Origin of the sequence: Streptomyces sp. NPDC007907 (assembly GCF_042959365.1) — a bacterium.
Lineage (GTDB): Bacteria > Actinomycetota > Actinomycetes > Streptomycetales > Streptomycetaceae > Streptomyces > Streptomyces indiaensis.
The window spans coordinates 604,853-631,717 of the sequence record NZ_JBIBKR010000004.1; the positions used below are offsets into that span (position 1 = coordinate 604,853).

Consider the following 26,865-nt stretch of genomic DNA (forward strand, 5'->3'; position numbering starts at 1 on the left):
CTGCGCGACAAGCCACAACGCACCCGCAGCCGGCGCCCGGACGCAACCCCCACGGCGATCGCCCGCTCAACCGCCGGAGGTCTTCGCGCAGTCCGCGCAGGTCCCGAAAATCTCCACCGTATGAGCCACGTTCACATACCCGTGCTCCGCCGCGATGGACTCGGCCCACTTCTCCACCGCCGGCCCCTCCACCTCGACGGCCTTGCCGCAGCCACGGCACACGAGGTGGTGGTGATGGTCGTCGGTGGAGCAACGCCGGTACACCGACTCGCCGTCGGCCGTGCGCAGGACGTCGACCTCACCGGCGTCGGCGAGGGACTGCAGCGTGCGGTAGACCGTGGTGAGCCCGACCGAGTCGCCCTTGTGCTTGAGCATGTCGTGCAGTTCCTGCGCACTGCGGAACTCGTCGACCTCCTGCAGGGCCGCCGCAACAGCGGCCCGCTGCTTGGTGGCGCGGCCCTTCACGGACGGTCCAGCGGTTGTCACCGTTGCCTCCTCACGTCTGCCTTGCCCGGGCCATTGTGCCAGCCCCGGGTGGGAGCGGTCAGACGCCGACTCCGTCGGCTGCCTGCCGGCTGCCGGGGATCGCGCACTCGGCGGGATCGGCCGTACCGTCCGCGGCCGCCCGGGCCCGGGCGCGGCGGCGGGCCAGCGGGGCCGCGAGCGCCGTCAGGGCGATGAACGCGCCGATGGTCAGCAGCACGATGGTCGCCCCGGGCGGCACGTCCTGGTAGTACGAGGTGACGGTGCCGCCGATCGTCACGCTCACGCCGATGGCCACGGCGATCACGAAGGTCGCGGCGAAGCTGCGGGCGATCTGCTGGGCGGCCGCCACGGGCACCACCATCAGCGCACTGACCAGCAGCAGCCCGACCACGCGCATCGCCACCGTCACCGTGACGGCCGCGGTGACCGCCGTCAGCAGGTTCAGCACGCGCACCGGCAGGCCCGTCACCCGGGCGAACTCCTCGTCCTGGCTGACCGCGAACAGCTGCCGCCGCAGGCCGAGGGTGACCAGCACGACGAAAGCGGCCAGGACGCAGATCGCCGTGACGTCCGACTGGGACACCGTCGACAGGGAGCCGAACAGGTACGAGGTCAGGTTGGCGTTGGAGCCCGTCGGCGCGAGGTTGATGAACATCACACCGCCGGCCATGCCGCCGTAGAACAGCATCGCGAGGGCGATGTCGCCGCGGGTCTTGCCGTACCAGCGGATCAGCTCCATGAGGACCGCGCCGAGGACGGAGACCAGGGTCGCCATCCACACCGGGGACCAGCTGAGCAGGAAGCCGAGGCCGACGCCGGTCATCGCGACATGGCCGATGCCGTCGCCCATCAGGGCCTGGCGGCGCTGGACCAGGTAGATGCCGACCGCGGGGGCGGTGATGCCGACCAGGACGGCGGCGAGCAGGGCCCGCTGCATGAAGGCGTAGTCGAGGAAGTCCATCAGCTCAGCAGTCCCGTGCGGATCGGTTCGGCGCCCGCGGGTGCGTGCGGGTGTACGTGGTCGTGGCCGGGCAGGGCGTGCTGTCCGACGGCCTTCGGGGGCGGGCCGTCGTGGACGACGCAGCCGTCGCGCAGCACGACCGCCCGGTCGATCAGGGGCTCCAGCGGGCCCAGTTCGTGCAGGACGAGCAGGACGGTGGTGCCCCGGGAGACCTGCTCGGTGAGGGTGTGCGCCAGGACCTCCTGGCTGGCCAGGTCGACGCCGGCCATCGGCTCGTCCATGATCAGCAGCTCGGGTTCGGAGGCGAGCGCGCGGGCGATCAGGACGCGCTGGTGCTGGCCGCCGGAGAGGGCGTCGACGGGGTCCTTGGCCCGGTCGGCCATGCCGACGAGGTCCAGGGCGCGTCGTACGGCCGCGCGGTCGGCCTTGCGCAGCACGCCGAAGCGGGCCCGGGACAGACGGCCGGAGGAGACCACCTCGGTCACCGTGGCGGGCACCCCGCCGGCGGCCGTGGTGCGCTGCGGGACGTAGCCCACGCGGTGCCAGTCGCGGAACCGCCTGCGCTCCGTGCCGAACAGCTCGATGGCGCCGGCGCCGGTCTGCACCTGGCCGATGATGCTGCGCACGGCCGTGGACTTGCCCGAGCCGTTCGCGCCGAGCAGCGCGACGACCTCGCCGTGGTGCACGGTGAGGTCGATGCCGCGCAGCACGGGGCGCGAGCCCAGGTCCGCGCGGACGCCGCGCAGGGATACGACGGGCTCGGTCATGCCGTCCTCCGATGGGTCGATCACTTGGCTCCCAGGGCCGTCTGCAGGGCCTTGAGGTTGGCTTCCATGACCTGGAAGTAGTCGTCGCCGCGGGACGTGTCGGTGATGCCCTCGATCGGGTCGAGGACGTCCGTCTTCAGATTCGCGTCCCGGGCCAGGGTCTTCGCGGTCTTGTCGGAGACCAGTGTCTCGTAGAAGACGGTGGTGACACCGTCGGCCTTCGCCTCCTGCTGGAGCTCGCGGACGCGGGCGCCGCTGGGCTCGCTGTCGGGGTCGACGCCGGAGATGGCCTCCTGGGTGAGGCCGTAGCGCTCGGCGAGGTAGCCGAAGGCGGCGTGGTTGGTGAAGAACACCTTCGTCTTCGTGTTCCTCAGGCCGTTCTCGAAGTCGCTGTCGAGGCCCTTCAGCTTGGTGACCAGGGCCTCGGTGTTCTTCTTGTAGTCGGCCGCGTGGTCCGGGTCGGCCTTCTCGAAGGCCTTGCCGACGCCCTGGGCGATCTCGGCGTACTTCACGGGGGAGAGCCAGACGTGCGGGTCGCGGCCGTTCTCCTCCTCGTCGGAGTGCTCCTCGGCGTGGGCTTCCTCACCCTCGTGGCTGTGGCCGCCGGTGCCGTGGTCCTCGAGGTGGGTCAGCGTGGCCGCGTCGATCTTGGTCTTGATGCCGGTCTGGCCGACGGCCTCGTCGACGGCGGGCTGGAGGCCCTTGAGGTAGAGCGCCGCGTCGGCCTCCTCCAGCTGCGCGCGCTGCTTGGTGCTGATCTCCAGGTCGTGCGGCTCCTGGCCCGGCTCGGTCAGGCTGGTGACGTTCGCATGGCCGCCGCCGATCTGCTGGGCGAGGAACGCCATGGGGTAGAACGACGCGACGACGTCGAACTTGTCCGTGTTGCCCGTCGCCGCGCTGTCGCTGGAGCAGGCGGTCAGGGCGCCGAGGCCGAGAGCGGAGGCCACGGCGGCGGGTATGAGGCGTCGTCGTACGTTCATGACACTCATTTTCAACAAATATGGAAACCGTTGTCAACAAACGGTCCGGGCAGGGCCTTGATGGCCGGTAAGGGGGAGCGATTTGATTGAGGGGGCGCCCCCGCCGGTAACCTGAATCATTCGCTGGAAGCAACCTGCTCCGTCGCCCGTCGTCGTAATGAAGAGAGCACCGTGGCCGCCGACAAGATCGACACCATCGTCAGCCTGAGCAAGCGCCGTGGCTTCGTATTCCCCTGTAGTGAGATCTACGGCGGTCAGCGCGCCGCTTGGGACTACGGCCCCCTGGGTGTCGAGCTCAAGGAGAACCTCAAGCGCCAGTGGTGGCGCTACATGGTGACGTCGCGCGAGGACGTCGTGGGCATCGACTCGTCCGTGATCCTGGCCCCCGAGGTCTGGGTCGCCTCCGGTCACGTCGCCACCTTCACGGACCCGCTGACCGAGTGCACCTCCTGCCACAAGCGGTTCCGTGCGGACCACCTGGAGGAGGCCTACGAGGAGAAGAAGGGCCGCGCCCCGGAGAACGGCCTCCTCGACGTCAACTGCCCCAACTGCGGCAACAAGGGCCAGTTCACCGAGCCCAAGCAGTTCTCGGGCCTGCTGTCCACCCACCTCGGCCCGACGCAGGACTCCGGCTCCGTCGCCTACCTGCGTCCCGAGACCGCGCAGGGCATCTTCACCAACTTCTCGCAGGTGCAGACCACCTCGCGCCGCAAGCCGCCGTTCGGCATCGCCCAGATGGGCAAGTCCTTCCGCAACGAGATCACGCCCGGCAACTTCATCTTCCGCACCCGCGAGTTCGAGCAGATGGAGATGGAGTTCTTCGTCAAGCCGGGCGAGGACGAGAAGTGGCAGGAGTACTGGATGGAGCAGCGCTGGAACTGGTACACCGGCCTGGGCCTCCGCGAGGAGAACATGCGGTGGTACGAGCACCCGCAGGAGAAGCTCTCCCACTACTCCAAGCGCACCGCCGACATCGAGTACCGCTTCCAGTTCGGCGGCAGTGAGTGGGGCGAGCTCGAGGGCGTCGCCAACCGCACCGACTACGACCTCGGTGCCCACTCCAAGGCCTCCGGCCAGGACCTCACGTACTTCGACCAGGAGGCCGGCGAGCGCTGGACCCCCTACGTCATCGAGCCCGCGGCCGGTGTCGGCCGCGCGATGCTGGCGTTCCTCCTGGACGCCTACATCGAGGACGAGGCGCCCAACGCCAAGGGCAAGATGGAGAAGCGCACCGTGCTGCGCCTCGACCACCGCCTCGCCCCGGTGAAGGTCGCGGTGCTGCCGCTGTCCCGCAACCCGGAGCTGTCCCCGAAGGCCAAGGGCCTGGCCCAGGCGCTCCGGCAGAACTGGAACATCGAGTTCGACGACGCCGGCGCCATCGGCCGCCGCTACCGCCGCCAGGACGAGATCGGTACGCCGTTCTGTGTGACCGTCGACTTCGACACCCTCGAGGACAACGCGGTGACCGTCCGCGAGCGCGACTCGATGAAGCAGGAGCGCGTCTCCCTCGACCAGATCGAGGGCTACCTGGCGGCCCGCCTGGTCGGCTGCTGATCGCCTCTCACTGCGGCGCGGTGCCGGGTTCCTCCACGGAGGGGCCCGGCACCGCCGCGTCTGCCGGGTGCAGCCGACCCGGTTCAGCCGGGTGCAGGCCGGCCCGGACGTTCAGAGGTCCAGGTCGACGTAGACGGATGCGTGGTCCGAGGCGCGGTTCCACTTCGAGGTGACGGTGTCGAAGGACTTGAAGGTGGACGGTGCCCAGACGCCGCGCCGTTCCACCTCCACGTGCTGCACCTGCTCCCACAGCGGCGGCGGCAGCAGCACGTAGTCGAGCTTCTGGCTCTCGGAGGCGCCGGTGCCGTGGGTGCCCGGGGCGCCCCGGTAGGACGGGTGGCTCATCACGTCCCGCAGGCCCGTCCCGAGCAGGGCCCGGATCGCCTCGCTGGACGGCTCGTCGTTGAGGTCGCCGGCGACCACGACGTAGGGGGAGCGCTCCAGAGCGGCCTGGTAGATCGACGCCACCCGCTTGGCCTGGGCGATGCGCAGCTCCGGGTCGTCGCCGCTCTGGCTCTTGAGGTGGTTGCCCAGCAGCCACAGCGGAGTGCCGCCGATCTGGATCTCGTACTCGGGGCAGTCCCGGCTGAACAGACAGCTGCCCGGGCGGTCCGGGTCCGTGTCGAACACGTGCGACCGCAGGGACGTGATCGGGTGGCGGCTGAGGATCCCCACGTCGATGCCGCGCGGGTCGTTGCCGTCGATCACCATGTCGTACGGGTAGGGCGTCTTGTTCAGGTCGGCGCCCAGCACCTGCTCGTTGAAGCGGCGCAGGGTCGTGCGGTCCTCCACTTCCACCGTGAGCAGGATGTCCGCGTCGACCTCGGCGACCACGCGGCCCGTGTTGTGCACGACCTCCCAGTCGAGGTCGTCACGGACCAGCTCCACCCAGCCCGTCCACCCCGGGCGGCCCTTGGCCACGATCTCGAAGGTGACGTGCTCGCCCCCGCCTTTCGTCTTGAACAGCGTGCCCTGGCCGCGCGTCTCGTTGACGAAGAACGGCCTGTCCCCGCGTGAGTCGTGCACCCGGTGCTTCTTGAGGAGTTCGGCGGCACGGGCCTTGGTGGCGTCGTCGTAGGTCTCCTTCTCCAGGAGGGAGACCAGCTCGGCGTAGTCGTCGAGGATCTCGCGGCGCTGCTTGTCGCCCGGCAGGCGGAAGACCTTGGGGCGGCGGAAGAGGTTCTCCGTGTTGAAGGTGGCGATACGGATCGTCATGGCGCGCTCCCTCGGGCGGCGCAGGAGTGCCGCGCGACCGATGGGCGGGCGCCGCCGGGGAGACCGCTCACCGGCACTTTCCATTGTCCGGGCGGGTGTGAAGCGTGTCGAACGGAGGGGCGGTTGAGGCCTGTGGGACGGCCGTGTCGGGACAGCGGTGAGGCCACGAGGTCCCTGGGGTGCGGCGGATTGGTCCTGGAGGGCCGGGGGTGAGTGGTCCTGTTCCGCCGGGCGGGGCGGCGCCAGGGTGGCGGCATGAGCATCGCGTTCCTGCTGACCACCCTTGTCGTCGTCGTCACGCCGGGCACCGGCGTCGTCTACACCCTCGCCGCCGCGCTCTCCCGGGGGAGCCGCGCCGGTGTCGTCGCGGCCGTCGGCTGCACGCTCGGGATCGTCCCGCACCTGCTGGCCACGGTCACCGGCGCCGCCGCGCTGCTGCACGCGAGCGCGACCGCGTTCCAGGTGCTGAAGTACGCGGGTGTCGCCTACCTGCTGTACATGGCGTGGGCGACGGCCCGGGACAAGAAGGCGCTCATGGTGGAGGAGGGCGGGGCGGCCCCTGAGGAGTCGGCGCGACGGGTGATCGTGCGGGGGGTGCTGGTCAACATCCTCAACCCGAAGCTGACGATCTTCTTCTTCGCGTTCCTGCCGCAGTTCGTGAACCCCGGGGAGCCGCACGCGGTGCTGCGGATGGCGGCGCTCGGCGGGGTCTTCATGCTGGCGACCTTCGTCGTGTTCGCCGCGTACGGGGTGCTGGCCGCGTCCGTGCGCCGGCATGTCGTGGGCCGGCCGCGGGTGACCGACTGGCTGCGGCGGGGCTTCGCGGGGTCGTTCGTGGCGCTGGGGGCGAAGCTGGCGTTCACGGCGCGGTAGCCGCGGGCGGAGGGGGCGGCCGACGTCGCCGGGGCCGGACGGGCCTGCGGGGCGTAAGGTCCCGCAGGGTGCTGACAAGTATCGACTGACAGATATTGAAATCTGTCAGCTGTCATGGCATCGTGGAGGGCATGACGATGCTTACCCGCCCCCTCGGAAACACCGGCCCCCAGGTGTCCGCCCTCGGCCTCGGCTGCATGGGCATGTCCGCCCTGTACGGCGAGGCGGACCGGACCGAGTCCATCGCTACGATCCACGCGGCGCTCGAAGCGGGAGTCACCCTGCTCGACACCGGCGACTTCTACGCCATGGGTCACAACGAGATGCTGATCGGCGAGGCCCTGCGCACCGCCCCCGCGGCCCGGCGCGAACAGGCGCTGGTCAGCGTGAAGTTCGGCGCCCTGCGCGGCCCGGACGGCAGCTGGCTCGGCTACGACGGCCGCCCCGCCGCCGTGAAGAGCTTCGCCGCCTACTCCCTCCAGCGGCTCGGCGTCGACCACATCGACGTCTACCGCATCGCCCGCCTCGACCCGGACGTCCCCATCGAGGAGACGGTCGGCGCGATAGCGGAACTCGTCGAGCAGGGCTACGTCCGCCACATCGGCCTCAGCGAGGTCGGCGCCGGGACGATCCGGCGGGCCGCGGCCACCGCACCCGTGTCCGACCTCCAGATCGAGTACTCCCTCATATCCCGCGGCATCGAGGACGAGATCCTGCCCACCACCCGCGAGCTGGGCATCGGCATCACGGCGTACGGTGTGCTCTCCCGGGGCCTCATCTCCGGTCACTTCACCGCGGACCGGCAGCTCGGCGCGGGCGACTTCCGGGCGATGTCGCCGCGCTTCCAGGGCGACAACCTCCGGCACAACCTGAACCTCGTGGAGGCCCTGCGGAAGATAGCCGAGCAGAAGGGCGTCAGCGTCGCGCAGATCGCGATCGCCTGGGTGCTCTCCCGGGGTGAGGACATCGTGCCCCTGGTCGGAGCCCGCCGCCGCGACCGGCTCACGGAGGCGCTGGGCGCGCTGGACGTCACGCTGGAGCCGGCCGACCTGGCCGCGGTCGAAGAGGCGATACCGGCCGGTGCCGCCGCGGGCGAGCGCTACCCGGCAGCCCAGATGGCGCACCTCGAGAGCTGAACCGGGCGTTGGGTACCGTCAGGGCATGGCACCGACCAGCGAGACCCTGACCGCCGAGCGCATCCTCGAAGCGACCGAGGAGGTGCTGCGGCGCCACGGCCCGGCCAAGGCGACCGTGGTGGACGTGGCGCGTGCGCTCGGCGTAAGCCACGGCAGTGTGTACCGCCACTTCCGGACGAAGGCGGCGCTGCGCGAGGCGGTCACCAAGCGCTGGCTGGACCGCACGTCCGGGCAGCTGTCCGGGATCGTCGCCGCGGACCGCGTCCCGGAGGACCGGCTGCGGGAATGGCTTGCCGCGCTCTTCGCCGCCAAGCGTCGCAAGGCGGGGGAGGACCCGGAGCTGTTCGCCACGTACACGGTCCTCACCGACGAGAACGGCACGGCGGTGAGCGAGCACATCACCGACCTGGAGACGCAGCTGACCCGCATCATCCAGGCCGGCGTCGAGACCGGCGACTTCGCCGCCACCGACCCGGAGGCCTCCGCCCGAGCGGTCTTCCAGGCCACCGGCCGCTTCCACGACCCCTGTTACGCGAGAGAGTGGGAGGAGCCGGGCACCGAGGCCGACTTCGCAGCGGTGGTCGACCTCCTGGTGCAGGGGCTGCGGCGGACGCCCTAGGTGTGCTGACCGGACAGGTTGGTGACGCGGCCGGCCGGGGTGAGCGGGTGGGCCGGAGTGCATGGGTCGTGGCGAGCGCTTGGGCCGGGGCACGTGGGTTGGGGCGAGCGCCCCGAGCCGGCGTGCTCCTCACCCCGCCTCAGCGACGCCGGTCCACGCCGCCGTAGCGCCGCCGCGTCACGCCGCCGTCGGATCCACCGTGGCCTGGTGGGCCTCCAGCAGGTGCTCCTCCGCCTTCAGCCAGGGCAGGAACTGGGCACCCTTGCGCCAGCCGCAGGTGTCGCATCTGATCGTGCGCTGCACGCCCGTCCGGTGCACCCGCACCACATGCTCCCGGCCGTGCTGGTCCCACCGGCTGACCTTGCTCGTGTCGATCCGTGCCATGACGCCTCCCGCGTCGAGAAATCCGCCGTCCCGGTCTGCTCGCAGCAAGGAGTGTGCAGCACGACCGACATCAACAGGGCTTCCCCGGAAGCGCGTTATCAGGCTGTGAGAGATCTCAGGCAATGGCGCGGGGCAGCCGCAGGCTCAGCAGGCCGGTCAGCACGACACCGCCGAGCTGCACCAGCAGCGTTGTGACCAGGGCGTCCCGCATGCCCATCCCCGGGAGCAGGGACAGGAACAGCGTGCCCAGGGTCGCCACACCGAGGGCCAGCGCCGACTGCTGGGTGGTGATCATCACGCCGCTGCCGACCCCGGCCCGGGCGGGCGGCACCTCGGAAAGGATCACCCGGTAGATGACGGGGAGTTGCAGCGCCTGGCCCGCACCGGCGACCGCCGCGCCCGGGAGCAGTTCGACGAAGCCCAGGTGCGGCCAGAACCACCACGCGGCCAGCGCCATCAGGGCCAGACCCACACCCTGAAGGGCGGCACCGGCCGTCACCACGCGGGTTCCGTACCGGGCGACCAGGCGCGGGCCCAGCAGCGAGAACACGAAGAACACCACCGCCAGCGGCGCGAGCGCCAGGCCTGAGGCCACCGGACTCAGCCCGGCACCCTGCTGCAGCGCCACCGCGATCACGAACATGAACCCGCTGAAGCCGATCGAGAAGGGCAGCACCAGCAGAAGCCCGCGGCGCAGCGAGGTCAGTGCGAACAGGCTCGGCGGCACCAGCGGCGTACGGCCGGCGCGGTCGGCCCGCCGCTCCACCGTGTAGAACGCGGCCGTCACGAGGGGGAACGCCGCCAGGGACAGCCAGGTCCACAGCGGCCAGCCCGCCGCCCGTCCCTCGGTGAGCGGCACGAGCAGGGTGAGGAGGGAGGCCGCGAAGAGGAACGTACCCGGGACGTCGACGGGTTCCGGGCGCGTCGAGCGGGTCTCGGGGACGGCCCGGACGGCCGCCACCAGGCCCACGAGCACGACCGGCACATTGACGAGGAACACCGAACGCCAGCCGGTCCCGGCGATGTCCGCGGCCGCCAGGACCCCGCCGAGGATCTGTCCGGCGACCATCGCCAGCCCCGCGGTCGCACCGTACAGGCCCATGGCCCGGGCCCGCCGGGGACCGGTGGTGGTCGCCTGGATGGTGGCGAGCACCTGCGGCAGCATCGCGGCCGCCGACGCGCCCTGCGCGACCCGGGCCGCCACCAGCGACCAGGCGCCGGGCGCCAGTCCGCAGGCCAGCGAGGTCAGGCCGAAGGCCGCCATCCCGGCGAGGAACAGCCGCCGCCGGCCGAACAGATCGCCGAGCCGGCCCCCGAGGACCAGCAGGACGGCGTACGACAGGCCGTACCCGGCGACGACGAGTTCGAGCACGGACTCGCTCGCGGCGAGGTCGGTGCCGATGGTGGGCAGGGCGACGTTGACGATGAAGAAGTCGATCAGGGGAAGGGCCGCGGCGAGCAGCACCGCGAACAGCCCGAGGCCGCCGAGCACGGGAGTGGCGGCGGTGGGATTACGGACGGGAGTCGTGGCAAGGGATTCGGTGGTCACGGTCACGAGCCTGCGGCGACGCCCAGGCTGGTACCAGAGTGTCCTTGTCCTGGTAGTGGCACCACCTGGAAACAGGGTCCGGGCAGGGGCATGCTGGACGGCATGACGACCACGGCGCACGAGACGACGCCCCGCGGATCCGAGGCGCGGCCCGCGCCCCGCGACACCGACGTGCGCCGGCACGAACTGGCGGCCTTCCTGCGCAGCCGCCGGGAGCGGATCGCCCCCGAGCAGGTGGGGCTGCCCCGGGGACGTCGGCGCCGCACCCCCGGACTGCGCCGGGAGGAGGTCGCGCAGCTCTCCGCGGTGGGCGTCACCTGGTACACGTGGCTGGAGCAGGCCCGGGACATCCAGGTCTCCGTGCAGGTCCTCGACGCGCTGGCCCGGGCGCTGCTGCTCGACCCGAGCGAACGCGCGCACCTCTTCCAGCTCGCCGGGGCCGCCGATCCGGCCCCGGCGACCACCTGCCCGTCGGTCACACCGGCGATGCGGGCCCTGCTGGAGCAGGTCGAGCCGTTCCCGGCGTGTCTGCAGAACAGCCGGTACGACATCCTCGCCTTCAACCGCACCTACGGGCTGCTGCTGTGCGACCTGGACACGGTGCCGCCGGAGGACCGCAACTGCATCGTCCTCTCCTACACCCACCCCGAGTGGCAGTCCTCGATCGTGCACCTGGAGGAGACCCAGCGCCTGATGGCGGCCCGCTTCCGCGCGACGATGGCAGGCCATCTAGCCGAGCCGGCCTGGAAGATGCTCCTCGACCGGCTGCACAGCGAGTCCCCCGCGTTCCGCAAGGCCTGGGACCGCCACGAGGTGGTCGCCCACCGCTCCAAGCGCAAGGAGTTCCGCAACCGCCACGTCGGCCGCATCACCGTCGACCACACGGACCTGTGGCTGACACCGGGCGCGGGACCGCGGATCGTCACATACGTCCCGGCGGACGAGGAGTCCCGGGAACGGCTGGACATGCTCCAGGCGATGGCGCTCGGCAGGGAGACGAACCCTCAGCCTCTCTCCCGGTAGTTCATGAACCAGTGGGTGTCGAAATAGCGGGCCATCGTGAACCGGTGGTGCGGCTCGGTGAGGATGCGGCAGACGAACTCCGCGGTCCGGTAGGCGAAGGGGACGTCCTCACCGTCGAAGGACCGCACCACGACGGGCCATCGGTCGGGGTCGTCGCCGTCGGTCCGCCAGCAGTACAGGTCCTCGTGCTCCGTCCCCGCCCAGATGAGCAGGCCCTCGTCCCGGTAATGCGTCCACGGCTCCTGGTTCAGGTCCAGGTAGCCGTCGAAGGAGCCCTCGCCGAACGTCTCCACCATGCGCTTGTAGTCGCCGGGCAGGGGGGTGCCCAGGCGTGACTCCGTCTCCGTCCAGTCCACGTCGGGCCGCCGAGCCGGGCCAGCAGCTCGTTGACGGCCGCTTGCGTGAGTTCCATGGCGGACAGTGAAGCGCACGGCACCGACCCTCAACGGTCCGCGGTCACCACGACGTCCCGTACCTGAGCCGACTCCAGGCGGTGCGCGGCCCGCTCGGCGGTCTTCCGGGCCCAGCGCCCGTTCGTCACCGCCCCCAGCGCCAGCACCGCGAACCCGCACACGGCGAGGATCCACCACCCGGGCCGGGCCGCGGACACGAACACCTCGCGGTACGAGGACGCGCCGACGCCCGAGGCGAGGACCGCGCCCACCACGGCCACGCCCAGCGTCTGGCCGAGCTGCCGGCTCGTGGAGGCGACCGCCGCGGCCACGCCCGCCTGGGCGCGCGGCATGCCGGACACCGCCGTGTCGGTGATGGGCGCGTTGACGAAACCGAAGCCGATGCCGAACAGCACGTACCCGGCGAAGAGCGTGACGTTGGAGGTCTCGGCCTCGAACGCGGCGAACAGCACACCGCTCGTCGTCATCGCCGTGCCCGCGATCAGCAGGGGCAGGCGAGGGCCGCGGGAGCCCACGAGGCGGCCCGACAGCGGCGCGCAGAGGAACGTCGGCACGGCCATCGGCAGCATCCACAGGCCGGCCTCCAGGGCCGTCAGGCCCCGCACGTTCTGCAGATACAGCGTCGACAGGAACAGGAAGCCGCCGAGCGCCGCGAACGCGCTGATCGCGATGACCGTCGCCCCGCTGAACGGCGCCGAGCGGAAGAAGCGCAGGTCGATCAGCGGTTCCTTGCGGCGCGGCTCGTAGGCGAGCAGGCCCAGCAGCGCGCCCAGGGCCACGGCCGCCGGCGGGGCGATCGAGGCGAACGGCGTGCTCGGTGCCTCGATGATCGCGTACGTCAGTGAGCCGAACAGCGCGATCACCAGGATCTGCCCGACGGGGTCGGGGCGGCGCGCCCGGGGCGCGCGGGACTCGGGGACGAAGCGGAGGGTGAGCAGCAGGGCCGCCAGGCCCACCGGCAGATTGACCCAGAAGATCGAGCGCCAGCCGACGGAGTCCACCAGCAGGCCCCCGACCAGTGGACCGGCGGCCATCGATATTCCGACCACCGCGCCCCAGACACCGATGGCCCGGGCGCGCTCACGCGGCTCCGTGAAGGTGTTGGTGATGATCGACATGGCGACCGGGTTCAGCATCGAGCCGCCCACCGCCTGCACCATCCGGAAGGCGACCAGCGCCTCCAGGTTCGGCGCGAGGGAGCACAGCACCGAGCCGACGGTGAACACGACCAGGCCCGCCATGAAGACCCGCTTGCGGCCGATCCGGTCGGCCGTGGAGCCCGCGAGCATCAGCAGCGAGGCCAGGACCAGGGTGTAGGCGTCGATCGTCCACTGCAGGCCCGAGGTGCTCGCGTGCAGGTCCTGCTGCATGGAGGGCAGGGCCACGTTGAGGACCGTGTTGTCGAGGCTCACGATCAGCAGGCTCATGCAGCAGATCGCGAGCACCGGCATGCGGCGGCGGGGACTGAGCTCGGGCATGCGGTCCATCGTACGCCGATTTCGATAGTGTGGCTAACTAATGAATTGTGCCGTCTCATGGCACGGCACAATGGAGGAATGTCCACGCCCCTCCAGATCGGTCCGCACACCGTCCAGCCGCCCGTCGTCCTGGCCCCCATGGCCGGGATCACCAACGCGCCCTTCCGCACCCTGTGCAGGGAGTTCAGCGGCGGCAAGGGCCTGTTCGTCAGCGAGATGATCACCACCAGGGCCCTGGTCGAGCGCAACGAGAAGACCATGCAGCTCATTCACTTCGACGCGAGTGAGCGCCCCCGCTCCATCCAGCTGTACGGCGTGGACCCCGCGACCGTCGGCAAGGCCGTCCGCATGATCGCGGAGGAGGACCTCGCCGACCACATCGACCTCAACTTCGGCTGTCCCGTGCCGAAGGTCACCCGCAAGGGCGGCGGCTCGGCGCTGCCGTACAAGCGGAACCTGCTGCGGGCCATCCTGCGCGAGGCCGTCAGCGGGGCCGGCGATCTGCCGGTGACGATGAAGATGCGCAAGGGCATCGACGACGACCACATCACCTTCCTCGACGCCGGCCGGATCGCCGTCGAGGAGGGCGTCACCGCCATCGCCCTGCACGGCCGCACCGCCGCCCAGCACTACGGCGGCACCGCCGACTGGGACGCCATCGCCCGGCTGAAGGAACACGTACCGGAGATCCCGGTGCTCGGCAACGGCGACATCTGGTCGGCCGAGGACGCCCTGCGGATGGTGCGCGAGACCGGGTGCGACGGCGTGGTCGTGGGCCGCGGCTGCCTCGGACGGCCCTGGCTCTTCTCCGACCTGGTCGCCGCCTTCGAGGGCCGCACCGAGGACATCGCCCGCCCCGCCCTGCGCGAGGTCGCCGACGTCATGGTCCGGCACGCCACGCTGCTCGGCGAGTGGATCGGCGACGAGTCCAAGGGCGTGGTCGACTTCCGCAAGCACGTCGCCTGGTACCTCAAGGGCTTCGCGGTCGGCTCCGAGATGCGCAAGCGTCTCGCGATCACCTCGTCCCTGGAGGAGCTGCGCTCCGGCCTGGACGAGCTGGACCTGGACCAGCCCTGGCCCGCCGGCGCCGACGGGCCCCGCGGCCGTACGTCCGGCAACAACCGTGTGGTGCTGCCGGACGGCTGGCTGAAGGACCCCTACGACTGCGCGGGGGTCGGCGAGGACGCCGAGCTCGACACCTCCGGCGGCTGATCAGCCCTTCGAGGGGTGCGGTGTGGAGCCGAACGCCTTCAGGAAGCGGTCGCGGAATGAGTTCATCCTCCACACGGGCGCGTCGCGTTCGGGCCTGAGGCCCTCCGTCCAGTGCCAGTCGGCGACCTTGTCCAGGACCTTCGGATCCTTCGCGACGATCGACACCGGGACGTCCCGGGAGGCGTGGTTCCCGCTGACCCGGGCGATGGGCTGGTGGTCGCCGAGGAACACCAGGACGGTGTCGTCGGTGCCGTAGCGCTCCAGCCACTGGGTAAGGCTGGTGACCGAGTACTGGATGGACTTGCCGTACTCCTCGCGGGACTTGGTGGTGTCGGTGATGACGTCCGAGGCCTTGTTGCCGCCCTTCTGGATCGCGTCGAAGACCGAGCCGTCGCCGAGTTCGTCCCAGCCGACCGTCTTCGGGATGGGCGCCCAGGGCTGGTGGCTGGAGGTCAGGATGACGAACGACATCAGCGGCTTGTCCCGCTGCTTGCCGTGCACCCGCCGCTGGAACGCCTCCAGCGCGTACTGGTCGGGCATGGTCGACCAGCTGAACTTCGGCCCCTTGTAGCCCAGGTCGAAGGCGTCGTAGAGCTGGTCCAGGCCGTACCACTTCTGTTCCGGCCAGCCCTTCTGCACGCCCGGCATCACGCCGACCGTGTCCCAGGCGCCGGTCTTCTGGAAGGCCTTGGTGAGGGTGAGGTGGTCGCCGGCGCTGACCGTGCGGTAGCGCCGCTGGTTGTCGATCCACAGGCCGGACATGGTCGTGGAGTGCCCGAGCCAGCTGCTGCCGCCGTAGGTCGCCGACGTCAGCCAGCCGCTGCGGGCGGCGAAACCGGCCTTCTTCAGGGCGGCGGTGCTGGTGTCCAGGGTGCGGTCGACGCCGGGGGCCATGACCGGGTCCTCGATGGCGCTGCGGCCGTAGCTCTCGATGAACGTGAAGATGACGTCCTTGCCACGCAGGTCCGGCAGCAGCTCACCGGGCGGGGTGTCGCCGAAGGTGTCCGCCTTCGACTGCTCGGCGAACGCGGCCTCGTCCCGCAGCGACTCCACCGTCCGCTGCGCGTGCACCCGCAGGGCCCCCGCCCCGCGCTCGGAGGCGATCGGCCCACCGAACAAGGTCAGGCCCAGCGCGGAGCAGGTGACCCAGACGACCCCGGCGGCCAGGGCGCCCTGCGACGCCCGCACCCGGTGGCGGGCCAGCACACCGGCGAGCCGGACCGACGCCGCGACCATGACGGCCGCGACGAGCAGCACGAGCACGACCGCGCCGACGGCGGCGGCGGTCGCGACGCCCCCGCCGAACGTGTCCTCGACATACGCCTGCGCGTCGGGGAGCAGGTCCCAGTCCAGCGCGGCGTTGAAACCCCGGCCCAGGTACTCGTTGAACCCCATGTCGAGCAGGTTCACCGTGGTCAGCACGGTGAGGCCGAGTCCGTACAGCACCGCCGCCGCGAGCCGGGGCCGACGGGGCAGCGCCAGGACGACGACGGCACCGAGAACCGCCTCCACCGGGATCCGCACGAAGCTGACCGCCTTCAGGGCGGGGAGCGTGTTTGGGAGGAGCAGGGCCCCCAGGACCAGGGCGGCGGCGAGGGCGCTGGCGGCCAGGCGGAGGGCGCGTGCGGTCCGCGGGTAACGGGTGCGCCAGGCACGGAGGCGGGTGAGACGGTGCCCGAGCAGCGTCCGTGAGGGGGCGGAGTCCGGACCGGACGCTGCCGTTGCCTCTCTCCCGCCTTCCCTCTGCTCGCCCGCCTGCTCCTCCTCGGCCTCGGATAGGCCGTCGCCCGGTTGCGACGACTCGCTGAAGCGTGTGAAGACAGGCACCCGGAGGTCCTTCCCGTGCGGAACAGGTGAGGTGGCGGACCCGGGTGGGGGTGCGGGTCCGCCACCGTTCCGTACGGTGCGTCCACCAGGTGTGTTCACTCCGCCGGGCCAGCGCTCGGCAAACACCCGGCAAACGGCGGGCCAACCGGTCTCAGACCACGCCGACCGCCGTGAGCAGCGCCAACGGGGCCGACGCCGACCGGGATTCCCGCACGCACGCGTGCGGGTACGGCACCGGCTCCGGGTGCGTGTCCCGGCCGTAGCCCGCGAGCACCTCCGGGAGCCGGTGGCCCGTCGCGGCCGCCGCGTCGACCAGGCCGTGGGCGATCGCGCGGGCCTCGTCGTGCAGCCCGTAGCGGGCCAGGCCCAGGGCGATCAGCGCGTTGTCGTGCGGCCAGACCGAGCCGCGGTGGTAGGAGAGCGGGTGGTACGCCGGCTGCCCGGCGGCCAGGGTGCGCACGCCCCAGCCGGAGAAGAAGTCCGGTTCGAGGAGCCGCCGTCCGACGAGTTCGCCGTACTCCTTGTCCAGCAGCCCCGACCACAGCAGATGCCCGGCGTCGGAGGCGAGCGCGTCCACCTGCTTGCCCCGGCCGTCGAGCGCGAGGGCCGGGAAGGAGCGCTCCGGCATCCAGAAGTCCCGCTGGAAACGGTCGCGCAGATCGCCTGCCGCCTGCTCCAGCAGGTGCGCGTACGTGGTGTCCTGCCACACCGTGCGGGCGAGTCCCGCCGTGCGGCGCAGGGCGTCGTAGGCGTAGCCCTGGGCGCCCGCCGCGGTCACCGGCCCGTGCGGGCGGGTGCCGTCGGCGGAGCAGATGGCGCCGGGGGAGTCCTTCCAGTTCTGGTTGGCGAGGCCGCCCTGGTCGGCGCGGTAGACCAGATAGCCCCGCGAGGTCAGGCCGCCGTGGTCGAGCATCCAGGTGATCGCGGCCCGGGCGTGGGGTTCGAGGCGGCGGGCCGGGCCCGTGTCGCCGGTGTGCTCGGTGTACGCGCCGAGCAGGACCAGGAACAGCGGGGTGGCGTCGACCGAGCCGTAGTAGCGGCCGTAGGGGACCTGGCCGAAGTGGGCCAGTTCGCCGTGCCGCACCTCGTGCACGATCTTGCCGGGCTGGGCGATCCCGTCGGGCTCGATCCTGGTGGCCTGGGTCGCGGCGAGCGCGGGCAGGGTGGCGGCGGCCAGGCCCGGCCGGTAGGGCAGGGCGAACAGCGAGGTCAGCAGCGCGTCCCGGCCCAGCAGGGTCAGGAACCAGGGGGCGCCGGCCGCCGGGACGCGCAGTTCCTCGCCGTCGGGCCCGGTGGCCGGGACCTGGAGGGCGGCGAGGTCGGCGAGACCCCGGGTGCAGGCGGCGGCCAGCTCGGGCAGACCGGCCGGGAGGTCCACACCCCGGGTGAACTCGCTCTCCCGGGAGCGGAGTTGTTCCCGGACGGCGGCGGGGGAGCGGGGCACGCGCAGGGCGCGCCGGTCGCCGTGCGGGCGCGCCATGACCCGCAGGGTCAGCTCGGCCGTGCCGTGCGGTTCGAGGTCCAGGGTCCACACCAGGCGGCGGGCACCGGTGCCGGTCTCCTCCACGGCGTCCGGCTGCGGATCGGCCGTCACGGTCGTGACGGACTGCCACTCGCCGCGCCGGTAGGTGAACTCCACGCCGTACTCGAGGATCCGGCGGGAGCGGACGGCGCCCGCCTTGCTGTAGGTGCGGTGGTCGGAGCGCAGCTCGAACTGGTCGGTGAAGTCGGCGTCGGCGGTGACCGCGAGGCGGACCGTCGTCGGCGTGGGACGGTTGCTGGTGACCCGCAGTGACTCGACGAACGAGGCGTCCGCCACGGCCTGTTCGCGGAAGAGCGTGTACGCGGGCGGCTCGTCGCGGCCGCCGCGCGGGACGAGCACACAGGTCGCCGTGTCCCCGTCGGCCACCGGGGTGAGCGTGTCGGGCACGGCCCCGTCGACCGTGAGCTGCCAGCGGCTCAGATGCCGCGCGTCCCTTACGAACATGCCGTCCGGGGCGCTGCCGCCCCGGTAGCCGCTGATGTCGCCGCGGTCGCCGACGGCGGCGAACGTCCGGCCGTGAACGAGCAGATGGTGCCGGTCCGTCATGCTCGGTCCCCTTCCTTGAGCGCCGTGAGGCCGTTCCTGCCCCGTGCGGGCCGGTCGTGCAACAGGTCGAGCGTGAGCGCGGCGGTCCAGCCGAAACCGGTGACGCCGCAGGCCTGCGCCGTGTACGGGTCGACGTACTCCGCGAAGCCGGAGGCGCCGGCGGTGTGCAGCATGCCCTTGCGCAGGGCGTCGGCCCGGCCCCGCTCGCCGTGCAGCCGCAGGCCCTGCTCCAGCAGCCAGTTGGTGTTGAACCAGGCCGGGCCGCGCCAGTAGCGGTGCGGGTCGAAGGCCTCGCCGAGCAGGTCGTAGCTCGGGACCAGGCGGGTCGTGCCGCCGAGGCCGAAGTGCGGGCCGCAGACCGTGCGGACCAGGGTGGCCACGAGGTCACGCGGCAGGGCGGGCAGCAGCAGCGGGACGAGCCCGGAGACGCCCCGCTCGGGAATCGGCTCACCGGTGCGCACGTCCCGGCACAGGAACATCCCGGCCGCCGGCTCCCACAGCCGCTCCACGAGCGTGGAGGTCAGGCGCTCGGCGCGGTCCGGCCGGGCCGGGTCGGCCGCGCCCAGCTCCCGTGCGATCCGGTCCAGGGCGTACTCGGAGGCGATGAGCAGGGCGTTGAACGCCGGGTCCTCGACCACGAAGTCACCCGCCCCGTCGGCGTATCCGCCGTCCCGGTAGTCGGCCGCCAGTCGCACGTACCGCCCGTAGTCCAGATCCGTCGGCCGGTCCTCGGGGAGGCCGTGGTCGAGGTCGGCGCGCCGGAAGGAGCGGGCCGGGGCGGGCGTGACACGGGACAACGGGCGGTCCCAGCAGGGGCTGTTGTCCATACCCTGTTCCCAGGGGTGCACGACGGACACGAGGCCGCCCCCGCCGAGGTCGCGCCGGTGCAGGAGATAGTCGTGCCAGGCGGCCAGTCGGGGGTACGCCCGGGTGAGGAAGCCGCGCGCCCTGGACAGGCCCGGGTCGGCGAGGTGCACCAGCCACGCGGCCAGGGCGTGGACCGGTGGCTGCACGATCCCGGAGGTCTCCACACCGCGCGGGGCACCGGCGGCGCGCCCGGCGGCCGAGGAGCGCCAGAAGTCGGGGCTCGGGAAGTACGCGTCGAGCGGGACGGAGGGGTTGAAGACGATGTGGGGGATCCGCCCGTCCGCCCACTGGGCCGCCAGCAGCGTCTCCAGCTCCGTCTGCGCCCGTAACGGGGACAGGTGCCGGAGGCCGATCGCGATGAACGCCGAGTCCCACGACCACTGGTGCGGATACAGGCTGTGCGAGGGCACCGTCGACGCCCCCGTCCAGCCGGCCTCCAGCACGGCGGCGGCCCTGGTGTGCAGGGGCGGCGCGGTGCCGGGCGGTTCGTATGCAACGGTGCGTCCTGGGGGACGTGAGGCGCGTTGGGCGGTGCGGTCCACTCGGGGCTCTCCGAAAAGACGTTCGGCCGACCGGTTCGGCTGCGGCTACCGTGGGGTTACGTCTATTTAACACGCAAAACCCACTATGTAAGGCAAGGTTGGGAAACACAAGGGGGTGTGCATGACCGGACAGGCCGGAAGAACCGGACGAGGTGCGGGACAGGCGAGTGCCGGCGATCTGCTCGAACTGGTGCGCAGTCGCCGCGCCGTGACCCGCGGTGCGCTGCAACAGGCCACCGGACTGTCCCGGGCGACCGTCGGGCAGCGGCTGGACCGGCTCTTCCGCGCGGGCTGGCTGCGCGAGGGGGCCGGGGGGCCGGTGGACTCGCCGCTGGGCGGGCGGCCCTCCATCACGCTGGAGTTCGACGACGAGCACGCGGTGGTCCTCGCCGGCGACCTCGACACCCGGCACGCCAGGGCGGCCGTGCTGTCGCTGAGCGGCGAGATCCTCGCCGAGCACTCGGGCACCCTCGTCATCGAGGACGGGCCGGACGCCGTCCTCGGCGAACTCGGCCGCTGGTTCGCCGAGTTGCTGGAGAAGACCGGGCGTGGGGCCGCGGCGGTCTGCGGGGTCGGGCTCGCGGTGCCCGGCCCGGTCGACACCGACACCGGCCGCGTCGTCCAGCCGCCGATCATGCCGGGCTGGGACGGCTACGACATAACGGGCCGGCTGGCCCGGGCGCTCGCCGAGCACGCGGGGGCCGCCGGGGTGCCGGTGCTGGTGGACAACGACGCCAACCTCATGGCGTACGGCGAACAGCGCGCCGGCTACCCCGACTGCTCCGCCTTCGTGCTGGTGAAGGTCTCCACCGGCATCGGCGCCGGGGTCGTGGTGGACGGCGCGCTGTTCCGGGGCGTCGACGGCGGCGCCGGCGACATCGGGCACATCCGGGTGCCGGAGGGCGCCGAGACGCTGTGCCGCTGTGGCGCGTACGGCTGCCTGGCCGCCGTCGCGAGCGGTGGCGCGGTGGCGCGGCGGCTGGCGGAGTCCGGGGTGCCGGCGGCCTCCGGCTCGGACGTGCGTGACCTGCTGGCGGCCGGGCACCCGGAGGCGGTCGGACTCGCCCGTCAGGCGGGGCGCCGGGTCGGGGACGTTCTCGCGACCGTCGTGACCCTGCTCAACCCCGGCGTGCTGATGATCGCCGGGGATCTGGCCGGAACTCCCTTCCTGACAGGTGTGCGCGAGCTGCTGTACCAGCGGGCGCTACCCCGCTCCACAGCGCACCTGGACGTGGTGACCGCACGGCTGGGCGAGCGGGCCGCGCTGGTCGGAGCCGGTGCGATGGTCGTGGAGCACCTCTACGCGCCCGAGCGGGTCGAGGAGCGGCTGCGCGCGCTGGGGGTGTGACGGCGGCGTTTCGGTCCCGAGTCACGTCCGCATGGTGAAATCCGTGCGGCTGTGGCAGCGTGATTCTCGCCACCCCTGATAAGGGTTGCGCTCAGATGAGCGGATCTTGAGCGGCTGCACTTCTCCAAAGGGTGGCACTGAGTGCCACCCTTTGATCGTTCATCGAGCGAAATCAAGTGTGCGGAAACTCCGCTCATATGAGCACTCGGAGAGCTTCAGAGAGGTTCTTGCGTTCAAGAAGTGAAAACATGCGGCTGCGATCACTTGCTCAGCCTTGACTTTCGATCCGCTGGCGGACGAGTGGTTACAGGCGCATGACGCACGAGTGGACGTACCCAGACGCCTTTGATCTGGGTATGTTCCTGGCCGTCAGGGCAGCCACCGCGTCCTCGAGGAGTCGAGACCCGTGTCGGAAAACAAAGATCTCCCGGTAGCCGAGCAGGCCGCGAGCGTTGAGGGCGTGAAGTTCGTCTATGACTTCACCGAGGGCAACAAGGACCTCAAGGACCTCCTCGGTGGCAAGGGCGCGAACCTCGCCGAGATGACGAACCTCGGTCTGCCGGTCCCGCCCGGCTTCACGATCACCACCGAGGCCTGCAAGACCTACCTCGACAGCGGCGAGGAACCGGCGGCACTGCGTGACGAGGTGAGCGCACACCTCGACGCGCTCGAGGCCCGCATGGGCAAGAAGCTCGGCCAGGCCGACGACCCGCTGCTGGTCTCGGTGCGCTCGGGCGCCAAGTTCTCCATGCCCGGCATGATGGACACCGTCCTCAACATCGGCCTCTCCGACAAGTCGGTCCAGGGCCTGGCCAAGCAGGCCGGCGACGACCGGTTCGCGTGGGACTCCTACCGCCGCCTCATCCAGATGTTCGGCAAGACCGTCCTGGGCGTGGACGGCGAGCTCTTCGAGGACGCGCTGGACGCGGCCAAGGCGGCCAAGAAGGTCACCGTCGACACCGAGCTGGAGGCGGCCGACCTCAAGAAGCTCGTCACCAAGTTCAAGAAGATCGTCAAGACCGAGGCCGGCCGGGACTTCCCGCAGGACCCGCGCGAGCAGATGGACCTCGCCATCAAGGCCGTCTTCGACTCCTGGAACGGCGACCGGGCCAAGCTCTACCGCCGTCAGGAGCGCATCCCGCACGACCTGGGCACGGCCGTCAACGTCTGTTCCATGGTCTTCGGCAACCTCGGCCCCGACTCCGGCACCGGCGTCGCCTTCACCCGCGACCCCGCCTCCGGCCACCAGGGCGTCTACGGCGACTACCTGCAGAACGCGCAGGGCGAGGACGTCGTCGCGGGCATCCGCAACACCGTGCCACTCGCCGAGCTGGAGCGGATCGACAAGAAGTCGTACGACCAGCTGATGCAGATCATGGAGACGCTGGAGAACCACTACAAGGACCTCTGCGACATCGAGTTCACCATCGAGCGCGGTGTGCTGTGGATGCTCCAGACCCGCGTCGGCAAGCGCACCGCGGGCGCGGCCTTCCGCATCGCGACCCAGCTGGTGGACCAGGGTCTGATCGACGAGGCCGAGGCGCTCACCCGCGTCAACGGCGCCCAGCTCGCCCAGCTGATGTTCCCGCGCTTCGACGAGAGCGCGAAGGTCGAGCAGGTCGGACGCGGCATCGCCGCCTCCCCGGGCGCGGCCGTCGGCAAGGCCGTCTTCGACTCCTACACGGCCGTCAAGTGGTCCCGCTCCGGCGAGAAGGTCATCCTGATCCGCCGCGAGACCAACCCCGACGACCTGGACGGCATGATCGCCGCCGAGGGCATCCTGACCTCCCGCGGCGGCAAGACCTCCCACGCGGCCGTCGTCGCCCGCGGCATGGGCAAGACCTGTGTCTGCGGCGCCGAGGAGCTGGAGGTGGACACCAAGCGCCGCCGGATGACGGTCCCGGGCGGACACATCGTCGAAGAGGGCGACGTCGTCTCCATCGACGGCTCCTCCGGCAAGGTCTACCTCGGTGAGGTACCGGTCGTGCCGTCGCCGGTCGTGGAGTACTTCGAGGGCCGGATGCACCCGGGCGCCGACGACGCCGACGAGCTCGTCGAGGCCGTCCACCGCATGATGGCCTTCGCCGACCGCAAGCGCCGCCTGCGGGTGCGCGCCAACGCCGACAACGCCGAGGACGCGCTGCGCGCCCGCCGCTTCGGCGCCCAGGGCATCGGCCTGTGCCGCACCGAGCACATGTTCCTCGGCGACCGGCGCGAGCTGGTGGAGCGGTTGATCCTGGCCGACACGGACGCCGAGCGCGAGGAGTCCCTCAAGCAGCTGCTGCCGCTGCAGAAGCAGGACTTCGTGCAGCTCTTCGAGTCGATGGACGGCCTGCCGGTCACCATCCGCCTCCTCGACCCGCCGCTGCACGAGTTCCTCCCGGACATCACCGAGCTGTCCGTTCGCGTGGCGCTCGCCGAGTCCCGCCAGGAGCCGCACGAGAACGAACTGCGCCTGCTCCAGGCCGTGCACCGGCTGCACGAGCAGAACCCGATGCTGGGTCTGCGCGGTGTGCGTCTCGGCCTGGTCATCCCCGGCCTGTTCACCATGCAGGTCCGGGCGATCGCCGAGGCCGCGGCCGAGCGCAAGGCCGCCAAGGGCGACCCGCGCGCCGAGATCATGATCCCGCTCGTGGGCACCGTCCAGGAACTGGAGATCGTGCGCGAGGAGGCCGACAAGGTCATCGCCGAGGTCGAGGCGGCCTCCGGTGCGCAGCTGAAGCTGTCCATCGGCACGATGATCGAGCTGCCGCGCGCCGCCCTCACCGCCGGCCAGATCGCCGAGGCCGCGCAGTTCTTCTCCTTCGGCACGAACGACCTCACCCAGACGGTGTGGGGCTTCAGCCGGGACGACGTGGAGGCCTCGTTCTTCACCGCGTACCTGGAGAAGGGCATCTTCGGCGTCTCCCCGTTCGAGACGATCGACAAGGACGGCGTCGGCTCGCTGGTGAAGCTGGCCGCCAAGGCCGGCCGTGAGACCCGGCCCGACCTCAAGCTCGGCGTCTGCGGCGAGCACGGCGGCGACCCGGAGTCGGTCCACTTCTTCCACGAGGTCGGACTCGACTACGTCTCCTGCTCCCCGTTCCGCATCCCGGTGGCCCGCCTGGAGGCGGGCCGGGCGGCGGTCCAGTCCCAGGGCAGCGACCACCGCTAGACCCGTGGCCCGTGCGGGCCGCGCAAGGACCCGGAGCCGTCGGCGGTCCCCGACCCTCACCGATCGCGGCGGCTCCGGAGCACGAGACGAAGGGGCGGCACCTGTGCGGAGGTGCCGCCCCTTCGGCGTCCCCGGCTGCCCGGGAGGCCCTGCTCCTGTCGCGGAGGCTCCCCGGCCCGGGGGAGGCCCTTCGCCTGTCGCGGAAGCTCCCCGGCCCGGGGGAAGCCCTGCGCCTGTCGCGGAAGCCCGCCCTTCCCCTGTCCGGGGAGCCCCTCGCCTAGCCGGGGAGTCCTTCCCGCAGGCACACGACGGTGCCGGTCCGGGCCGCGGTCAGCAGGGCGGTGAGCGTGGGCAGCCCGGTCGCCAGCGGGGTGGATTCCAGGTCGGCGAGGGCGAAGAAGTCGTGGTGGTCGTGCTCCGAGCTGCGCCGGACCGGCTGCCCGGCCGGGAGCCGGCCGCCGTGGAAGTAGAAGTCGATCACCGGCCCCGTCTCCAGCACATCGGCCCGGTGGTCGTACCCGAGGAACCGCAGGTCCTGCTCCAGGGCGATCCCGGTCTCCTCGTGCAGCTCCCGGCGCGCCGCCCCGACGGGGTCCTCACCCTGGTCCAGCATGCCGCCCGGCAGCCCCCAGAGCCCCGCGGCGGGCAGGCCCCGGGCGTAGCGCAACAGCAGGATCCGGTCCTCGTCGTCGAGCAGCAGGACGCAGGACGCGACGATGGTCTGCGGCAGTGTCTTGACCCACTCGGCACGGGGCAGCACACCCGGCGCGTTCGGGACGGGCACGGTCGTGTCCACGGTGATGTTCCTTCCGTCGGCTGGACAGCCCGCTGCGAACTGCCCAACCGGTGGAACGGCCGTGCCCGCCGATGGTCACCGGCGGGCACGGCTCAGGTGTCGCAGGCGACCCCGTCGCCGTCCCGGTCCAGGTGGGAGGCATACCCGGGCTCACCCCGGTGGATGGGGGCGGCGCCGGCGGCACGGACCTCGCTGCAGTTGCCGTAGGACACGTCCGCGCCGCCCCCTGAGCCACCGTCGCCGGATCCGTCGGCTACGAGCGGAACGGGCCCGTCACCTCGTAGGTGATGCCGCCCGAGGAACTGCCGGTGGTGCCGCGCTGGCTGGAGAAGTACAGGCGGGTGCCGTCCGGGGAGAAGGCCGGGCCGGTGATCTCCGAGGCGGACTGGCCGTCGATGCGCAGGAACGAGGCGACGACGTCGTCCGGGGTGATCACGCAGATCTCCATGTTGCCGCCGTCCTCGGCGACGAACAGGTCGCCGGAGGAGGTGCCGGTGATGTTGTCGACGCCGGTGAGTGGGGCCGAGCCGTTGACGAGGGAATCGTCGTAGGCGAGTTCGTAGGTGTTGTTCTGGAGGTTGAGCTGCCAGACGCGGTTGTCGCCCTTGGTGGTGAACCAGACGGTGTCGTTCGCGTAGTGGCAGCCCTCGCCGCCGTTGAATGACTTGGAACCGGAGACCTGGGAGCGGGTGGCCGTGGGGGAGCCGTCCGGGTCGGGGATGTCGGTCCAGGTGAAGGAGCCGCTGGTGGCGCTGCCCGCGACCATCACCTGCAGGGTGCCGGAGGACAGGTTGCCCCACGTCGTAGGGATGAAGCGGTAGAAGCGGCCGTTGGTCTCGTCCTCGGTCAGGTAGATCACCTTGCGCACCGGGTCGGCGGCCGCCGCCTCGTGTTTGAAACGGCCCATCGCCGCGCGCTGCACCGCCGCGTTGACGCCCCACGGGTCCGTCTCGTAGACGTAGCCCCGGTCCACCTCCTCGCAGGACAGCCAGGTGTTCCACGGCGTCCTGCCGCCGGCGCAGTTCTGCCGGGTGTTGGACAGGATGCGGTACGCGCCGGTGATCGCGCCCGTCGAGGAGAACTTCACCGCGCTCGCGCCGCCCGAGGGGTTGATCTCGGAGTTGGAGACGTAGATCCAGCCCGAGCCGTCGGCGTAACAGGCGCCGCCGTCCGGCGCGTTGTGCCAGGTGTACGTAGTGGTCCCGACCCGCTGGCCCGACCGGGCGACGACCGGCTCGTGAAGCCGCCGGGGAGTCTGATGCCGTTGGCGTCCGGGGAGCCCAGCGCCCCGTAGGGGCCGGCGCCGGGTTGGGCCGGGGCCGCGTACGCGGCACCGCGCCACAGGGTTCCGCCCAGAGCGGCCGTTGTGCCGCCGAGGACGGCCGCACGCAGAAGGCTACGACGTTCCACTCTCACTCCAGAGGTGGCGTACCGCCCCGCCGCCGGTCGACGGCAGGGTCGTGCGTGGGGGGAGGCGCACAGGACGCTAGGGGTGCCGGGTGGACGGAGCGTGGCCAACTCGTGGCCGCGGGGCGGCATGCCGGGTGCCGCCGCCTGTCCGCCCGCGCCACGGCGGTCCGACCGGGCCTAGT

General features: G+C 71.5%; 22 protein-coding genes and 1 pseudogene. 8 read left to right on the forward strand and 15 right to left on the reverse strand.

Going from position 1 to position 26,865, the window contains the following annotated elements; genetic code table 11:
• Nucleotides 1-66: 66 nt before the first annotated feature.
• The 4 genes from ACFZDI_RS19025 to ACFZDI_RS19040 are packed head-to-tail and all read right to left on the reverse strand — an operon-like array spanning nucleotide 67 to nucleotide 3,194.
• Nucleotides 67-486 carry a Fur family transcriptional regulator gene (locus ACFZDI_RS19025; RefSeq protein WP_234848358.1) on the reverse strand — a complete coding sequence of 140 codons (420 nt, stop codon included), beginning with the start codon at nucleotides 484-486 and terminating at the stop codon, nucleotides 67-69.
• 58 nt (nucleotides 487-544) lie between these two features.
• The gene (locus ACFZDI_RS19030) at nucleotides 545-1,447 is read right to left on the reverse strand and encodes an iron chelate uptake ABC transporter family permease subunit (RefSeq protein ID WP_391251855.1); all 903 of its coding nucleotides are present in this window, start codon (nucleotides 1,445-1,447) and stop codon (nucleotides 545-547) included.
• Nucleotides 1,447-2,214 (reverse strand): metal ABC transporter ATP-binding protein, encoded by a 768-nt coding sequence (locus ACFZDI_RS19035; protein ID WP_361122687.1) that lies wholly within the window; start codon nucleotides 2,212-2,214, stop codon nucleotides 1,447-1,449. The genes ACFZDI_RS19030 and ACFZDI_RS19035 overlap by 1 nt, the downstream gene beginning before the upstream one ends.
• 20 nt (nucleotides 2,215-2,234) lie before the next feature.
• Nucleotides 2,235-3,194 carry a metal ABC transporter solute-binding protein, Zn/Mn family gene (locus ACFZDI_RS19040; protein ID WP_391251857.1) on the reverse strand — a complete coding sequence of 320 codons (960 nt, stop codon included), beginning with the start codon at nucleotides 3,192-3,194 and terminating at the stop codon, nucleotides 2,235-2,237.
• 171 nt (nucleotides 3,195-3,365) lie between these two features.
• Between ACFZDI_RS19040 and ACFZDI_RS19045 the strand changes: the two genes are divergently transcribed.
• Entirely contained in the window at nucleotides 3,366-4,748 is a 1,383-nt protein-coding gene (locus ACFZDI_RS19045) for a glycine--tRNA ligase (RefSeq protein ID WP_234848362.1), read from the forward strand.
• 111 nt (nucleotides 4,749-4,859) lie between these two features.
• Here the strand turns inward: ACFZDI_RS19045 and ACFZDI_RS19050 are convergent, their stop codons facing one another.
• Entirely contained in the window at nucleotides 4,860-5,963 is a 1,104-nt protein-coding gene (locus ACFZDI_RS19050; RefSeq protein WP_391251860.1) for an endonuclease/exonuclease/phosphatase family protein, read from the reverse strand.
• 255 nt (nucleotides 5,964-6,218) lie between these two features.
• Between ACFZDI_RS19050 and ACFZDI_RS19055 the strand changes: the two genes are divergently transcribed.
• The 3 genes from ACFZDI_RS19055 (at nucleotide 6,219) to ACFZDI_RS19065 (ending at nucleotide 8,591) form a co-directional block, all read left to right on the forward strand.
• Nucleotides 6,219-6,836 (forward strand): LysE family translocator, encoded by a 618-nt coding sequence (locus ACFZDI_RS19055; protein WP_234848364.1) that lies wholly within the window; start codon nucleotides 6,219-6,221, stop codon nucleotides 6,834-6,836.
• 131 nt (nucleotides 6,837-6,967) lie between these two features.
• Nucleotides 6,968-7,972 (forward strand): aldo/keto reductase, encoded by a 1,005-nt coding sequence (locus ACFZDI_RS19060; RefSeq protein WP_234848365.1) that lies wholly within the window; start codon nucleotides 6,968-6,970, stop codon nucleotides 7,970-7,972.
• A gap of 25 nt (nucleotides 7,973-7,997) precedes the next feature.
• Nucleotides 7,998-8,591 carry a TetR family transcriptional regulator gene (locus tag ACFZDI_RS19065; RefSeq protein ID WP_234848366.1) on the forward strand — a complete coding sequence of 198 codons (594 nt, stop codon included), beginning with the start codon at nucleotides 7,998-8,000 and terminating at the stop codon, nucleotides 8,589-8,591.
• A 177-nt stretch (nucleotides 8,592-8,768) separates the two neighbouring features.
• On the opposite strand, the gene ACFZDI_RS19070 is transcribed toward ACFZDI_RS19065, so the two are convergent.
• Together ACFZDI_RS19070 and ACFZDI_RS19075 are read right to left on the reverse strand one after the other, a co-directional pair.
• On the reverse strand, nucleotides 8,769-8,975 hold the full coding sequence (locus ACFZDI_RS19070) for a hypothetical protein (RefSeq protein WP_234848367.1): 207 nt from the start codon (nucleotides 8,973-8,975) through the stop codon (nucleotides 8,769-8,771).
• 115 nt (nucleotides 8,976-9,090) lie between these two features.
• Complete coding sequence (locus ACFZDI_RS19075; RefSeq protein ID WP_391251863.1) at nucleotides 9,091-10,524, reverse strand: MFS transporter; 1,434 nt, start codon at nucleotides 10,522-10,524, stop codon at nucleotides 9,091-9,093.
• Between the two features lie 102 nt (nucleotides 10,525-10,626).
• Here ACFZDI_RS19075 and ACFZDI_RS19080 point away from each other — a divergent pair, with 102 nt between their 5' ends.
• Nucleotides 10,627-11,547 (forward strand): helix-turn-helix domain-containing protein, encoded by a 921-nt coding sequence (locus ACFZDI_RS19080; RefSeq protein WP_391251865.1) that lies wholly within the window; start codon nucleotides 10,627-10,629, stop codon nucleotides 11,545-11,547.
• Here ACFZDI_RS19080 and ACFZDI_RS19085 read toward each other — a convergent pair.
• The gene (locus ACFZDI_RS19085; RefSeq protein ID WP_391251866.1) at nucleotides 11,529-11,903 is read right to left on the reverse strand and encodes a hypothetical protein; all 375 of its coding nucleotides are present in this window, start codon (nucleotides 11,901-11,903) and stop codon (nucleotides 11,529-11,531) included. The two genes, ACFZDI_RS19080 and ACFZDI_RS19085, sit on opposite strands and share 19 nt — an antisense overlap.
• 86 nt (nucleotides 11,904-11,989) lie before the next feature.
• Nucleotides 11,990-13,438 (reverse strand): DHA2 family efflux MFS transporter permease subunit, encoded by a 1,449-nt coding sequence (locus tag ACFZDI_RS19090; protein ID WP_391251868.1) that lies wholly within the window; start codon nucleotides 13,436-13,438, stop codon nucleotides 11,990-11,992.
• 78 nt (nucleotides 13,439-13,516) lie between these two features.
• On the opposite strand from ACFZDI_RS19090, the gene dusB reads away from it, so the two are divergent.
• A complete protein-coding gene (gene dusB, locus ACFZDI_RS19095) occupies nucleotides 13,517-14,650 on the forward strand; it encodes a tRNA dihydrouridine synthase DusB (RefSeq protein WP_391251870.1) in 1,134 nt (377 codons plus the stop codon).
• Here the strand turns inward: dusB and ACFZDI_RS19100 are convergent, their stop codons facing one another.
• The 3 genes from ACFZDI_RS19100 to ACFZDI_RS19110 all read right to left on the reverse strand — a co-directional run bounded on the left by ACFZDI_RS19100 (nucleotide 14,651) and on the right by ACFZDI_RS19110 (nucleotide 19,975).
• The gene (locus tag ACFZDI_RS19100; RefSeq protein WP_391251872.1) at nucleotides 14,651-16,477 is read right to left on the reverse strand and encodes a sulfatase-like hydrolase/transferase; all 1,827 of its coding nucleotides are present in this window, start codon (nucleotides 16,475-16,477) and stop codon (nucleotides 14,651-14,653) included.
• Nucleotides 16,478-16,628: 151 nt separating this feature from the next.
• Nucleotides 16,629-18,566, reverse strand: a complete 1,938-nt coding sequence (locus ACFZDI_RS19105; RefSeq protein WP_234848373.1) for a glycogen debranching N-terminal domain-containing protein — start codon at nucleotides 18,564-18,566, stop codon at nucleotides 16,629-16,631.
• A complete protein-coding gene (locus ACFZDI_RS19110; protein WP_391251874.1) occupies nucleotides 18,563-19,975 on the reverse strand; it encodes a hypothetical protein in 1,413 nt (470 codons plus the stop codon). Before ACFZDI_RS19110 ends, ACFZDI_RS19105 begins: the two co-directional genes overlap by 4 nt.
• A gap of 121 nt (nucleotides 19,976-20,096) precedes the next feature.
• On the opposite strand from ACFZDI_RS19110, the gene ACFZDI_RS19115 reads away from it, so the two are divergent.
• Together ACFZDI_RS19115 and ppdK are read left to right on the forward strand one after the other, a co-directional pair.
• Nucleotides 20,097-21,323 carry an ROK family protein gene (locus ACFZDI_RS19115; protein WP_361122650.1) on the forward strand — a complete coding sequence of 409 codons (1,227 nt, stop codon included), beginning with the start codon at nucleotides 20,097-20,099 and terminating at the stop codon, nucleotides 21,321-21,323.
• Between the two features lie 406 nt (nucleotides 21,324-21,729).
• Nucleotides 21,730-24,477 (forward strand): pyruvate, phosphate dikinase, encoded by a 2,748-nt coding sequence (gene ppdK / locus ACFZDI_RS19120; protein ID WP_372486651.1) that lies wholly within the window; start codon nucleotides 21,730-21,732, stop codon nucleotides 24,475-24,477.
• A gap of 277 nt (nucleotides 24,478-24,754) precedes the next feature.
• Here the strand turns inward: ppdK and ACFZDI_RS19125 are convergent, their stop codons facing one another.
• The 3 genes and pseudogenes from ACFZDI_RS19125 to ACFZDI_RS19135 form a co-directional block, all read right to left on the reverse strand.
• Nucleotides 24,755-25,273: an NUDIX domain-containing protein gene (locus tag ACFZDI_RS19125; RefSeq protein WP_391251877.1), complete on the reverse strand. Its 519-nt coding sequence runs from the start codon at nucleotides 25,271-25,273 to the stop codon at nucleotides 24,755-24,757.
• A 92-nt stretch (nucleotides 25,274-25,365) separates the two neighbouring features.
• Nucleotides 25,366-25,485: an excalibur calcium-binding domain-containing protein gene (locus ACFZDI_RS19130; RefSeq protein ID WP_391251878.1), complete on the reverse strand. Its 120-nt coding sequence runs from the start codon at nucleotides 25,483-25,485 to the stop codon at nucleotides 25,366-25,368.
• Between the two features lie 41 nt (nucleotides 25,486-25,526).
• Nucleotides 25,527-26,683: pseudogene (locus ACFZDI_RS19135) on the reverse strand (alkaline phosphatase PhoX).
• Nucleotides 26,684-26,865 lie beyond the last annotated feature (182 nt).